Source organism: Saccharopolyspora sp. NPDC003752 (assembly GCF_053605825.1).
Genome location: NZ_JBSGJZ010000009.1, coordinates 143,226 through 156,100, shown reverse-complemented (window position 1 = coordinate 156,100; position 12,875 = coordinate 143,226). Strand labels below are relative to the sequence as shown.

General features: G+C 71.0%; 10 protein-coding genes. 3 read left to right on the top strand and 7 right to left on the bottom strand.

Going from position 1 to position 12,875, the window contains the following annotated elements; all coding sequences use genetic code 11:
* The first annotated feature begins 71 nt into the window (after positions 1–71).
* A complete protein-coding gene (locus ACWEV3_RS14605; RefSeq protein WP_452614324.1) occupies positions 72–1,490 on the top strand; it encodes an APC family permease in 1,419 nt (472 codons plus the stop codon).
* A gap of 46 nt (positions 1,491–1,536) precedes the next feature.
* Here the strand turns inward: ACWEV3_RS14605 and ACWEV3_RS14600 are convergent, their stop codons facing one another.
* From ACWEV3_RS14600 to ACWEV3_RS14580, 5 genes are all read right to left on the bottom strand, one after another.
* On the bottom strand, positions 1,537–2,565 hold the full coding sequence (locus ACWEV3_RS14600; protein ID WP_452614323.1) for an alpha/beta fold hydrolase: 1,029 nt from the start codon (positions 2,563–2,565) through the stop codon (positions 1,537–1,539).
* 311 nt (positions 2,566–2,876) lie between these two features.
* Entirely contained in the window at positions 2,877–3,842 is a 966-nt protein-coding gene (locus tag ACWEV3_RS14595; protein WP_452614322.1) for an EamA family transporter, read from the bottom strand.
* Positions 3,843–4,016: 174 nt separating this feature from the next.
* Positions 4,017–4,952, bottom strand: coding sequence for an acyl-CoA desaturase (locus ACWEV3_RS14590; RefSeq protein WP_452614321.1), 936 nt, complete (start codon positions 4,950–4,952; stop codon positions 4,017–4,019).
* A gap of 221 nt (positions 4,953–5,173) precedes the next feature.
* Positions 5,174–6,514 (bottom strand): M1 family metallopeptidase, encoded by a 1,341-nt coding sequence (locus tag ACWEV3_RS14585; RefSeq protein ID WP_452614320.1) that lies wholly within the window; start codon positions 6,512–6,514, stop codon positions 5,174–5,176.
* Positions 6,511–10,431, bottom strand: coding sequence for a Pls/PosA family non-ribosomal peptide synthetase (locus ACWEV3_RS14580; protein ID WP_452614319.1), 3,921 nt, complete (start codon positions 10,429–10,431; stop codon positions 6,511–6,513). The genes ACWEV3_RS14585 and ACWEV3_RS14580 overlap by 4 nt, the downstream gene beginning before the upstream one ends.
* A gap of 332 nt (positions 10,432–10,763) precedes the next feature.
* Here ACWEV3_RS14580 and ACWEV3_RS14575 point away from each other — a divergent pair, with 332 nt between their 5' ends.
* Together ACWEV3_RS14575 and ACWEV3_RS14570 are read left to right on the top strand one after the other, a co-directional pair.
* Positions 10,764–11,147, top strand: a complete 384-nt coding sequence (locus ACWEV3_RS14575; RefSeq protein WP_452614318.1) for a hypothetical protein — start codon at positions 10,764–10,766, stop codon at positions 11,145–11,147.
* 79 nt (positions 11,148–11,226) lie between these two features.
* Positions 11,227–11,439, top strand: coding sequence for a DUF2188 domain-containing protein (locus ACWEV3_RS14570; RefSeq protein WP_452614317.1), 213 nt, complete (start codon positions 11,227–11,229; stop codon positions 11,437–11,439).
* Positions 11,440–11,734: 295 nt separating this feature from the next.
* Here ACWEV3_RS14570 and ACWEV3_RS14565 read toward each other — a convergent pair whose 3' ends face one another.
* On the bottom strand, positions 11,735–11,890 hold the full coding sequence (locus ACWEV3_RS14565) for a hypothetical protein (RefSeq protein ID WP_452614316.1): 156 nt from the start codon (positions 11,888–11,890) through the stop codon (positions 11,735–11,737).
* A gap of 562 nt (positions 11,891–12,452) precedes the next feature.
* Complete coding sequence (locus tag ACWEV3_RS14560) at positions 12,453–12,845, bottom strand: ATP-binding protein (protein ID WP_452614315.1); 393 nt, start codon at positions 12,843–12,845, stop codon at positions 12,453–12,455.
* Between the last annotated feature and the right edge of the window lie 30 nt (positions 12,846–12,875).

The window sequence follows — 12,875 nt, the reverse complement described above, 5'->3', positions numbered from 1 at the left end:
CCACCATTGACATTGCGAGCCGCATCTTTGACCCTTGCGCCAAATAACTGTCGTGAGGGTCGAGGTGCTCGATGACCGACGAAGTCACGCCACGAACCGGCACTCCCCGATCAGCCACCTACCGCCAGGCCCTCTCCCGGTCGCTGACCTTCCGGGAGAACATCCTCATCACGCTCTCCGCGGTGACGCCCGCGTCGAGCGTGTTCATCATCGTGCCGTCGGTGATCCAGGGGGTCGCCGGCGCCTCCGCGGTGGTGTTCGCCGTCGCCGCGCTGGTCGGCGTCGCCGTCGCGCTGTGCTACGCCGAGCTGTCCAGCGCTTTCCCCATCACCGGCGGCGAGTACGCGTTCGTCGCCCGGACCGTCGGCAAGCCCACCGGGTTCGCGCTGTACCTGCTGACGATCGTGTCCGGCATCCTGATCCTGGGCGTGATCGCGAGCGGGACCGGCGAGTACCTCGGCGTGGTGTGGTCCGCGCTGGACGGCCGCTGGGTGGGCATCGCGGTCATCGTGGTCACCGGGCTCATCGCAGTGCTGGGCATCCGCACCAACGCGTGGGTCACCGGCATCTTCCTGGTGCTCGAACTGCTGGCGCTGGCCGTGCTGGCCGTCCTCGGCTTCGTGCACGTCACCCAGCCGGTCTCCGTGCTGTGGACCGCCCAGGGAGCCGGCCCGGACGGCACCCTGGGCGCCGCGTCCGCGGGCCTGGTGGTCTCCTACACCGCGATCGCGATCTTCGCCTACAACGGTTACGGCACCGCCGTCTACTACGCCGAGGAGACCCGCCAGGCCACCCGGACGATCGGGCGGGCGATCCTCTGGTCGCTGGCGATCACCGTGGTGGCCGAGTTCGTCCCGCTGGTCGCCGTGCTGCTGGGCACGCCGAGCATGCCGGAGCTGGTCAACGCGGATTCGCCGATGAACTACTTCCTGCTCGCCCGCGGCGGACCGGTGATGAACACGATCGTCAGCCTGGGCATCGCGATCGCGGTGATCAACGCCGTGATCGCGATCATGCTCCAGCTCGGCCGCAGCCTGTACTCCGCGGCCCGCGACCGCTCCTGGCCGGACGCCATCAGCGGGCCGCTGACCTGGGTGCACCCGCGGTTGCGCACGCCGGTGGTGGCGACCCTGACGGTGGCGGCGCTGGGCACGCTGGCCTATTGGCTGCTGCCGTTCCAGGTGCTGCTGCTCGGTTCCGGCGCGAGCCTGGTGATCACCTACGTGCTGGTCGGACTGGCTGCGCTGGTCGGCCGGATCCGAGGCCGCACCCGGCGAGCGGCCTACCGCATGCCCGGCTGGCCGCTGCCCCCGCTGCTGCTCCTGGCGACCATGGTGGTGGTCGTCTACGAAAACCTGGTCAGCGACTGGATCCCGGTGTCGATCACGCTGGCCATCCTGGCGATCGGCTACCTCTACTACTACGGATACATCCACCCCCGCCGAGAAGACCGCTGGACACTACCCGACCCGGTCGACGAAGAACCCTGACCGGTCCACTTCGGACACACCACCGCCCGGTGCAGCCGTGGCGCGGTCATCCTTCGAGGAAACGCATCAGCTCCGCGGTGACGAACTGGGGGTTTTCCTCGGCGAGCCAGTGGCCCGCGCGCGGCACGTCCACTGCTCGAACGATGTTGGCCATCCGCGGGTCCACTGTGGCTCGGATCGCGTCGAGTTGCCCTTGGGCCGTCATGAGCAGGGTCGGGACGCGTACCGGTGCCGCTGCCACGGTGTCGCGCGCGTCCTCGTCGAGGGCGCGGTAGAGCTCGAAGCCGCCCGACAGCGCCTCGGGCCGGCTGTAGGTCCGCGCGTACTCGTCGATCTCGCCGTCGGTGAACGGAGACCGATCCGAGGTGCCGCCGAACGCCGTGCCCTCGAACGAGACTTGGGGGTAGAAGAGTGCGAGGTACTCGCGGACGTCGTCGCCCACGATCGCCTCGGGGACCCGTCGCTGGGAGTGGAGGGCGATGTGCCAGCTCAGCGTGCGGTACGTGGCTGCGTCGATCGCGGGCCCGGGTAGCGGCAGGTCGAGGTATCCGAGGCGGGCGGTGTCGCCGGGGAACTGGCTGGAGTACTGGAACGCCACCGCGGCGCCGAAATCGTGCCCGATGACGGCGGCGTCCCGGACCCCGAGCCTGTCGGCGATCAGTGTGTGCACGTACCGCGCCAGGGTGGCTTTGTCGTAGCCGGTCGGCGAGCCGGTGCTGTCGCCCAGTCCGGGAAGGTCGACCGCGTAGACGGTGTGGTGTTCGGCGAGGGCCGGCATGATCTGCCACCAGCCGTACCAGGTCTGGGGCCAGCCGTGGATCAGCACCACCGGCGTGCCGCTGCCGCCGGTCACGTAGTGCATGCGAACGCCGTCGACATCGGCGAACTCGTGCCGGAAGGCGCCCTGGAACGCCGGATCGTCCTGGGTGGCGACGGCGTACGGGGCAACGTCGTCCGCGGTCGGCGCGGAACAGGCCGCGCCGCCGATCGTGAGTAGAAGGGTGAGCGAGAGGGTCGCCATCGTGCGCGCGGGTCGGCGGAACCTGCGCGTCAGCGGCCGAGTTGCGGTGGTCATGTGTTCCTGTCCTGCGGAGGAATTGTGGAGTCGGCGCCGGTCGCGCCGTCGATCAGCACCCAGTCTCGGCAGGCGCGCACCGATCTGGCACGAGATCTTGCCGTTCCGGCAAGACGAGCACGTGGACCGCGGAACGGATGCGGTGAATCCTTGCCCGACAACGGAATCTCCACCTGATCGGAAGGTCAGCAGTGCGACTCCCTCGATGAACCGCCTGCCCACAATTGAGGAACTACGCGAATAAGCGCAATCCAGCCTTGGAGAAGTCCACGCCGGTTCCGGTAGCGGGCGCGTCGATCACGCACCAGCGGTCAGCCAGGTCTGCGCGAGATGGGGCCTTCCGGGAGCGAGTTCGGGGCGGCCAGTTGCACCAGCACCGCGCCGGCGAGCAGTACCACCGCCCCGGCCAGTTGCGTCGGGCTCAGCGCCTGGCCGAGCAGCAGCCAGGCGAGTCCGGCGGCGACCAGCGGTTCCACCAAGGCCAGCACGCTGGCCAGGGCCGGAGGCAGATTGCGCAGCGCCCGCAGCCCGGCCAGGTAGGGCAGTGCGGTGCCGGCCACGGCCAGCACCAGCAGGGCCAGCCACACCGGAACCTGCAAGCCGCCGAGCTCCGCGGGGACGTTGAACAATCCCGAAGGCAGCGTCCACGGCAAGGCGACCACGGCGACTACCACCGCGCCGATCGACAGCCCGGCCGCTGTCAGCCCGAACGAGTCGTACCGGCTCGCGCCGTGCTCGCCGAGCAGGAAGTACCCGGCCGAGCAGATCGCCGCGGCCAGCCCGGCGGCGACACCGAGCAAGTCCAGCTCGGATCCCTGCCAGATCTCCGCGACCAGGACCAATCCGGCCACGGCCAGCCCGATACCCAGCCACATCAGCCCCGGCAACCGGGTGCGCCGCACCACCCGCACCCACAGCGCGACCAGCGCGGGCGCCAGGTTGACCAGCACCATCGCCACCCCGACCGGGATCCGTGCCACGGCCAGGAAGAAGAACAGCTGCACCCCGGCGACGCCGAGCAGGCCGTAGCCGAGCAGCAGCCACAGGTCGGCGCGATGGAACCGCAGCGCCTGCGGCCGCAGCACCGCGACCACCGGCACCAGCAGCACCGCAGCCAGCGCGATCCGCACCGCGGTCACCGCGGCCGGGGACCAACCCGCCGCCATCACCGCCTTGGCCAGCGGGCCGGAGCTCGCGAACAGCACCCACGAGGTCAGGCTCAGGCCCGTCGCCCACGCCCGGCCCGGCGCCCGCGCGGTCTTCTCCAGTACGGCCACGCCTGCAGTCTGACTGCGAGATGACTACCCTGGCCAACGGTTTTCCGGCGCACGAGCTCAGGTCGGGACGCATCCCGAAGGCATCGGACGCCGGTGGCGATTTCGCGCGAAATCGTCACCCTGCAAACCCAGGCGGACACGTCTCAGCGGAACTCGTCCACAAAGGATGGTGGATCAGCTGTCGGCCGCAAGGCGCGCGAGGCGTCGCGGGGTCGGCCAGCGGACGTGGGAGACCCAGCCGAGCCTCTCGAAGATCCAGATCACCCGGGCCGAGATGTCGATCTCGCCGCGCCGGACCCCGTGCCGGGCGCACGTCGGGTCGGCGTGGTGCAGGTTGTGCCACGACTCCCCCATGCTCAGCACCGCGAGCGGCCAGAAGTTGGCCGCCTTGTCCCGGCTGCGGAACGGGCGATCGCCGACCAGGTGGCAGATCGAGTTCACCGACCACGTCACGTGGTGCAGGAGGGCCACCCGCACCAGCCCGGCCCAGAAGAACGCCGTCGCGGCGCCCCACCAGGTACCCGTGATCACACCGCCGCACAGCGCGGGCAGGGCGAACGTCGCCACCGTCAACGGGCCGAACAGCCGGTGCACCAACCGGATGTCGGGATCGGCCAGCAGGTCGGGCGCGAACCGCCGCTGGTTCGTCAGGTCCCGCTCGAAGATCCAGCCCATGTGCGCGTGCCAGAACCCGCGCGCCAGCGCGGCGGGAGACGTGCCGAACGCCCACGGCGAGTGCGGATCGCCCTCCCTGTCGGCGAAAGCGTGGTGGCGGCGGTGGTCGGCCACCCAGTGCAGGATCGGGCCCTGGACCGCCATGCTGCCCGCGACCGCGAGCGCGATGCGCAGCCAGCGCTTGGCGCGGAACGCGCCGTGCGTGAAGTAGCGGTGGTAGCCCACCGTCACGCCGAGGATGGTGAACACGTACCAGCCGGCCGCGAGCAGCGCGTCCCACCAGCGCAGCCCCCACCCCCATGCCAGCGGCACCGCCGCCACCAGCGCCAGGAACGGCAGGAGGATGAACACGTACACCGACAGGTGCGGGGCCAACGGCCTGCGGCCGGCCAGCAGCGGTTGGGGCGTCGACCCGGACGGTTCGGTGGCGACCATCGCAGCAGGAACCTCGAATCTGCGTCACAGGAAGTTCTGCCACCACACAACCGGTCTCCAGCCCGGAGCACAACGAATCGGCCCGCAAGGATGGGTGAACGTCAGACGAGGGCGCGGTGTCGGTGCCCCGTCCAACGCACCGGGCTCAGGCAGCTCCGGTCGGCGATCAAGATCGACGCCACCGCTCCGCACCCCTGTCGCCGGCGCCCGATGTGGCGGTCTCAGCGTGGCAGCGGCGGCAACTCGGTGCTGTCCAGCCATTTCGTGAAGAACCCGGCGAGCGACCGGTTCGCGAATTCGCCGGCCAGCGCCGTGAAGTCCGCCGTGGTCGCCGTGCCGTGCCGGTGGTCGGCGACCCATTTCCGCAGCAGCTCGAAGAACGGCTCGTCGCCCAGTTCGCGGCGCAGCGCGTGCAGCGTCAGCGCGCCGCGCTTGTAGACCTGTTCGTCGAACATCCCGGCCACACCCGGATCGGCGATCCGGAGGTCCGGCGGACCTGCGGCGACGTGCGCGTGCCAGTTCGCCGCGTGCTGCTGCGCCGACGGGCCGCCCGAGAACTCCGACCACAACCATTCGGCGTAGGTGGCGAAGCCCTCGTTGAGCCAGATGTGCCGCCAGTCCGCGATCGTCACGCTGTTGCCGAACCACTGGTGCGCCAGTTCGTGCACGACGAGCCGCTCGTTCGTGCGCCGGCCGTCCAGGTGGCCCGCACCGAAGACCGACATGCCCTGCGCCTCGACCGGCTCGTCCAGGTCGTCGTCGGTGACCACGACGACGTACTCGCCGAACGGGTACGGCCCGAACAACCGCTGCAGCACGTCCATGATCTGGCCGTGCCGCGCGAAGTCCGCGGCGAAGCGGTCGCTCAGCCGCGCGGGGATCGCCGCCCGCTGCGGCACCGGGCCGCTGGCGAGCTCCACCTCGGTGTACAGGCCGACCTGGATGCTCATCAGGTACGTCGCGGTCGGTTCCGGCCGCTCGTAGACCCAGGTCGTGGTGCTGCCGCGGCGTTGCCGCGACACCAGGTTCCCGGTCACCTGCACCGAGTACGGCGAGGCCGTCGTGAACGAGATCCGGTAGCCCGCCTTGTCCGCGAGGTGATCGTTGCAGGGAAACCACGACGGCGCGCCGATCGGCTGGCCGGCGACCAGGGAGCCATCGGTCAGCTCGTCCCACCCGATCTCGCCCCACCGGCCGGAAATCGGCTGCGGATTGCCCGAATACCGGACGTCCACCCGGAATTCCGCCGCCGCTGCGACGGGGCGCGCCGGTTTGATCCGGAGCTTCCCGCCGCCGTGCGTGAACTTGGCGGGACGGCCGTCCACGAGCACCCGGCGAACCCGCAGGTCGGCCAAGTCCAGGCTGAACCGCGACAGGGCCTGCGTCGCCACCGCCGAGATCGTCGCCTGCCCGGCGAGCCGGTTCGGGCCGACCTGGTACTCCAGGTCCAGGTCGTAGTGCGCGACGCGATACCCGCCGTTGCCGTGCTCGGGCAGGTAGGAATCCGTCGACCGATCCGCCCCGGGCGCCGGCGCACCCGACTGGTCAGCACCAGGGTTCACCGGCGACGTCCTCCCGCTTTACGCCACGTCGAGATCGGGTTGCCGAGCCACCGCGAGTGCGCGGGCACCTCGTCTCCCCGGGTCACCAGCGACCCGGGGCCGATGGTGGTGTGCGCACCGATGCTCGCACCGGGCAGCACGATGCCGTGCGGGCCCAGCGTAGCGCCGGCGTCCAGGCGCACCTCGTCCAACCGCATGACCCGATCATGGAACAGGTGGGTCTGCACCACGCAACCGCGGTTGACCGACGCGCCGTCGCCGAGCCGCACCAGGTCCGATTCGGGCAGCCAGTAGGTCTCCAGCCAGACCCCGCGGCCGATCTTCGCGCCCATGCTGCGCTGCCACGCCGTCAGCAGCGGCGTCCCGCCGGCCGAGCCGATCAGCCACGGGACGGCCAGCACCTCCACGAACATGTCCGCGAGCTCGGTCCGCCACACGAAGGAGCTCCACAGCGGGCGTTCGTCCGCCCGGTAGCGCCCGACCAGCAGCCACTTCACCGCGGTCGTCACGGCGCACGCCAGCAGGCCCGCGACCAGCAGCACCGGCCCGGCCAGCAACGCGGCCAGCCACAGCCCGCCTTCGGCGTGCAGGAACGCCAGCGCCGCCAGCACCAGCACCGCCAGCGCCGCGCTGAGCACGACCGGCACGAACCGGAACAGCTCGACCATCGCGCGAGCGATCTTCAGCCGCAGCGGCGGGGCGAACGTCCGGCTCGCGTCGGTCTCGTCGATGGAACGGCGCAGCGGCATCGGCGGCATGCCCAGCCAGGACGAGCCCTTCTTGGCCTTGCGCGGCGTCGAGGACAGCACCCCGACCAGGCCGCGCTTGGGCACCGAACGCCCTGCCGCGGTCATGCCCGAATTCCCGAGGAAGGCCTGCTTGCCGATGCGGGCCGGGGCCACGTGCAGCCAGCCGCCGCCGAGCTCGTAGGTGGCGACCATGGTGTCGTCGGCGAGGAAGGCGCCGTCGGCGACCTTCGTCATCTTCGGCAGCGCCAGCACGGTGGAGGCTTCCACGTCGCGACCGACCTCGGCACCGAGCAGCCGCAGCCACACCGGCGTGAACAGGCTGGCGTACAACGGGAACAGGCCGATGCGGGCCATGTCCATCAGGCGCTCGGTCGCCCACACCTGCCAGGCCATGCGGCCGTGCACCGGGTGGTAGCCCTCGCGCATCCCGATGCTCAGCGCGCGCACGCTCACCAGCACCAGCAACGCGTACGAGACGACGTAGCACGCGCTCGCCAGGGGCACCGCCAGCAGCGCCCGGGTCAGCGCCGAACCGAGATCGGGTGCGCTGGCGAGAGCGAGGCCGAGCACCATGACGCCGGGCAGTGCCGCCAGCGCCGGCAGCAGCCCGAGCAGCACCGAGGTGGCCCCGTAGACCGAGGCCCACACCTGCGACCTTGGCGGACGGCTCGACGGCCAGGTGCGGCCCGCTTCGCGCACCGGGACGGCCGGGGATCCGGCCCACCGCTGCCCCGCGGGCACCGGGCCGCGCACCGTGGAGCCGGCCGCGATCTCCGCGGACTTGCCGATCCGGGCGCCGAGGATCAGCGTGGTGCGGGCGCCGACGCGCGCGCCGGCGCCGATCCGGATCTTGCCGATGTGCACCTCGTCGCCGTCGACCCAGTGGCCGGCGAGGTCGACCTCGGGTTCGACGGCCGCGCCCTTGCCGACCTTGAGCATGCCGGTGACCGGCGGCGGCGAGTGCAGGTCGACGTCCTTGGCCACCTTGGCGCCCAGCGCCCGCGCGTAGTGGGTCATCCAGGAGGCACCGGACACGCCCGCCGCGCCGCTGAACCCGGCGAGCCGCTCGGCCGTCCACAGTCTCAAGTGGACACCGCCCCCGCGCGGGTAGGTGCCCGGGCGCACCCCGGCGAGCAGCAGTCGCGCACCACCGGCCGACAACGCGATCCGGCCCGCGGGGCTGAACAGGACCAGCCACGCCGCGGCGATCCACCACCACGACACCGTCGGCGCGAACGGCACGGATCCGGTCCAGGCCAGCACGTTGCTCAGCGCCGCCAGCACCGTCGTCCAGCGCAACCCGACGATGGCCAGCAGCGGCAGCATGATCAGGGCCTGCCAGAGCCCGGTCAGCCGCGGCGTCGGGCGGACGACGCGCCGCGAGGTCTCGGTCATCGCCTCCAACGCGTCCAGGTGCGCGGCCAGCGAACCCAGCGTCGGGTGCTGGTAGATGTCGGCGACCGACACCTGGGCGTGGCGCATCCGGATGCGCGCGATCAGCTGGGCGGCGGTGAGGCTGCCGCCGCCGGTGGCGAAGAAGTCCGCGGCGGGGTCGGTCACCTCCACGCCGAGGATTTCCGCCCAGCACTCCGCGAGCCACGCCTCGGTCGGCGACATCGCCGACCTCGCGGCGGGATCGCCGCCGGCGGTGGGCAGCGGCCACGGCAGCGCGGCCCGATCCACCTTCCCGGAGGTGCGGGTCGGCAGGTCGGGCACGACCGCGAGCAGCGGCACCAGCGCGGCGGGCAGCTGCTCCTGCAGCCGCCGCACCGCGTGGTCGTGGTCGAACGTCGCCTCGGACTCCGCACGCGGCACCACGTAGCCGACGAGGAGCTGGTTCCCGGCGGCGGTGGTCTGCACGGCCGAGGCCGCCCCGGCAACGCCGGGCAGGCCCTGCAGCACCGCGTCCACCTCACCGAGTTCGATGCGGCGGCCACCGAGTTTGACCTGTTCGTCGGCCCGGCCGACGAACAACAGCCCCTCGGGCTCGGCCCGCACCACATCACCGCTGCGGTAGGCCCGGGACCAGCCGAGCGACGGCAGCGGCGCGAACTTCTCGGCATCCTTGCCCGCGTCCAGGTACCGGGCGAGGCCGACGCCACCGATGATCAGCTCGCCGGTGGCGCCCATCGCAACCGGTTCACCGCGCTCGTCGACGACCGCGAGTTGCCAGCCCGCCAACGGCAATCCGATCCGCACCGGCCCCTCGCCGGTGAGCCGGGCGGCGCAGGCGACGACGGTCGCTTCCGTGGGCCCGTAGGTGTTCCAGACCTCGCGGCCTTCGACGGCGAGTCGTTCGGCGAGTTCCGGCGGGCACGCCTCGCCCCCGAAGATGAGCAGCCGAACCTCTTCCAGCGCTTCGACGGGCCACAACGCGGCCAGCGTCGGCACCGTCGACACGATGCTGATGTGCCGCGCCACCAGCCAGGGGCCGAGGTCGACACCGGTGCGCACGAGGGCGCGCGGCGCGGGCACCAGGCAGGCGCCGTGCCGCCAGGCCAGCCACATCTCCTCGCACGAGGCGTCGAACGCCACGGACAGCCCGGCCAGCACCCGGTCCCCGGGGCCGATGGGTTCCTCGGTGAGGAACAGGCCCGCTTCGGCGTCGACGAAGGCCGCCGCGGCGGAGTGGCTCACCGCCACGCCCTTCGGCTTCCCGGTCGAACCGGAGGTGAAGATGATCCAGGCGTCGTCGGTGGGCGACGGTTCGCCCGGGCGACCGAGCGGCTCGCGGCGCAACGCGAACGAGCTCCCGTCGGAGAGCACGGCGCAGACCTCGGCTTCGCCGAACACGAGTTCGGCGCGCTCGTCGGGATCGTCCGCGTCCACCGGGACGTAGGCGGCGCCGGCGGCCAGCACGCCCAGGATCGAGACGTAGAGTTCCGCGGTGCCGGAGGAAATCCGGATTCCGACCCGGTCGCCGACGCCGATGCCGGCTTCGGCGAGCCGTCGCCGCACGACGTCGATCTCGGCGGTCAGCCGGCCGTAGCTGAGCACCGTCGTGCCGTCGTCGATCGCCGGGGCGTCCGGGAATCGACGCGCCGTGCTGTCGAGAACCTCGACCAGGGTGCGCTGATCCGGCGCGAAGTCCGACCAGAACACCGCGCTGGCCGCGGTTTCCGGAGATGCGGACGGGACGAGCTGTTCACCTGCTGCTGTCAGAGTCACCGAACGCGCCGTCCCGCCGACGACCCGTTGCCCCGCTGCCCGCCGCGCGGCAGGTCCCGTGAGGTGTCGCAACTCCGAACAGGACGTGAAATCACTGTCTCGCTCCGCAGTAGTCCAGGCGCGTACTCCGATGACCCGCCCAGGGCAGACAGATCAGCTTACGGATCGAACGGTTTTCCGCATCCCGAAGGCCCCCGCGAAGTGCTTGCCATCACAACTCGGGCGTGCTGCTCCATCTCGGTGTCAAGCGATCGCTCGTCGTTTACCGCGCATCGCGCTCCGGGTAGCGCTCGGTGAACGATCCGTTCCGAGTGGAAGTGGAGGGAAGTCCGATGCCGGGTGCGGGTTCGTTCATGGTGTTCCTCGTCATCGGCGCCGCGCTGGTGGTCGCCGACGGTCAGCTGATCCGGCGCGGCGGAACGACTTACCTGCAGTCGACCGCCCGCGATTCCGCCGCCGCGGATTCGGTGAACCAATTGGTCGTCGTCGTGTTCCACCTGGCAGCGCTGGGTTTGCTCGCGCTGATCTCCGTCGTGCCGATGGACCTCGGCAGCGCGCCGGAAACCGTGGTGGCGCGGCTGGGGGTCCTGCTGCTGGTGCTGGCGGTGGCGCACGGCGTGACGATCTGGACGCTGGGCCGGATCCGCACGCGCCAGCAGTCGCGGATGCTGCAGGAGGAAGTCGTCCGCGCGCAGGAGGGGTCGACCGACCGCTGACCGAGCGAGCCCCGCAGGTGTTGGGCACCACGCTCCGGGTAGTCCTGAGTCGACAGTGCCTGATTTTCCGGAGGGCGCCATGGCAGAACGTCATGTCGTTCGCGACCACGCCGAAGGCACCTGGAAAGTCGTCGACGCGAGCACCGGAAAGACGGAGTCGCGAACCAGGACCCAGGCCGGGGCCATCGCCGAGGCGGCGGACAAAGCCCGGCGCACCGGTGGCGGTGACGTGGTCATCCACGGCTTCGACGGCGAGGTGGACGAGAAGCGCACGGTCGCGCCCGCCCCCTGAACCCGCGCCCGCTTCGGGTAGCGGGATCGGTGCGCTGACGTCACCGGATCATCCGCAGCACCTCTACAAACCACATCGACGGCAAGCGTCCGAGGCCGAACGCCGGCACGCGCGTTACCCGATCAGCCGCGGCGTCAATCGCGTTCCCGGTCGCGCTCTTCCTCGACGCCTCCGCGCGTGGTCGCCGAGCGGCCCGCAGTGCCGTTCGTCCACAATGGCTGCTTCCGGCTCACCAGCACAGCCGCCATGTCAACGCTCCACCCCGCGCGGCATCAGGTGCTCCGCTCCGCCGGGACTAGAACCAGTGCTTCCGCCCGGCGATAGCGCGGCCGCTGGCGCCCGAGATGGCGAAAACGGCGCCCACGACGGTCAGCACCACGCCCAGGATCCACAGGATCGAGATGTTGAGGAAGAAGCCGAGCAGCAAGAGGACTACTCCGAGCACGATCACGGAGAACACCCCCGTTCAACGGGAAGTTCGGCGCCACGAAGGACTGCCTGCGCAGCCGGCAGGAGATCCGCTCCGCCGGGACTCTTCTCCGTCTGACTACCCCGCCTGACCCGCTTCCACACCACTCGGTGCCGCAGCGGGCTCAACGAGCGCCGAGGAGCGAGCGGTCGCCCTGATGGCCGAATTCCGGTGCCCCGCACGGCGGTGAGAGCCGTGCTGGCGCTAGCGCAAGGCGATGCCGTTCTGCTCGACGGGAGATGGGAGGACCTCATCACCGAAGCCAGGTATGCGGGACACCTGGCCGCACGAAATCTGTTTTCACCGCAACGGGATTCGACCGGTCCGGAACTCCGGATCCGGATACAGGCCGAAGCCGGACCACCCGGAACCCCGTGGCCGCCTGGCTGCCGTGCACGGGTAGAGCCCGTCCCGGCCGCGTGAGGCAGCGAGACCACAGGCCTCACAGCTGTCACGGGAACCCTCACGCCACCCCGAGCAACACGTCTGCCGCAATTTCAATGGAAATCGGTCCTTCGATTTCCATTGAAATTGCGGCAGGACGTCATGCGCCGGGCGTTGACCAGCTCATCCGCACTTCCGTGCCGGCATCTCCCGGCGTGATCACCGCCTCGTCGGCGAGGCGGCGGATCAACGGCAGCCCCCTGCCCCGATCGACGTCCGAACCCCGGTCCAGCGGCACCCAGCTGCCGCGATCGGTGACCGTGACCTGCACACGGCGCTCCGCGGCGAAGTGCACCGCTTCCACGTCCATCGCACCCGGGCGCGCATAGGCGTGCTCGACGACGTTCGCCATCGCCTCGTAGCACGCCAGCGCGAGCGCTTCCGCGGCGTCGCTCCCGAGGCCCGCGCCGCGGCTCCACCTCGCCAGCTCGTCGCGCAGCGCGGGCAACTCCCCCGGAGACGCCGAAACCATCCGGTACCGCAGCGCGGGCACCGGCACTCCGCCATTCCCGGCGGCACCGAT

Bases quoted from the DNA above. Each gene is read 5' to 3' on its own strand.
- ACWEV3_RS14605 (WP_452614324.1), top strand. From the start codon at position 72: ATGACCGACGAAGTCACGCCACGAACCGGCACTCCCCGATCAGCCACC.
- ACWEV3_RS14600 (WP_452614323.1), bottom strand. From the start codon at position 2,565: ATGACCACCGCAACTCGGCCGCTGACGCGCAGGTTCCGCCGACCCGCG.
- ACWEV3_RS14590 (WP_452614321.1), bottom strand. From the start codon at position 4,952: ATGGTCGCCACCGAACCGTCCGGGTCGACGCCCCAACCGCTGCTGGCC.
- ACWEV3_RS14575 (WP_452614318.1), top strand. From the start codon at position 10,764: ATGCCGGGTGCGGGTTCGTTCATGGTGTTCCTCGTCATCGGCGCCGCG.
- ACWEV3_RS14570 (WP_452614317.1), top strand. From the start codon at position 11,227: ATGGCAGAACGTCATGTCGTTCGCGACCACGCCGAAGGCACCTGGAAA.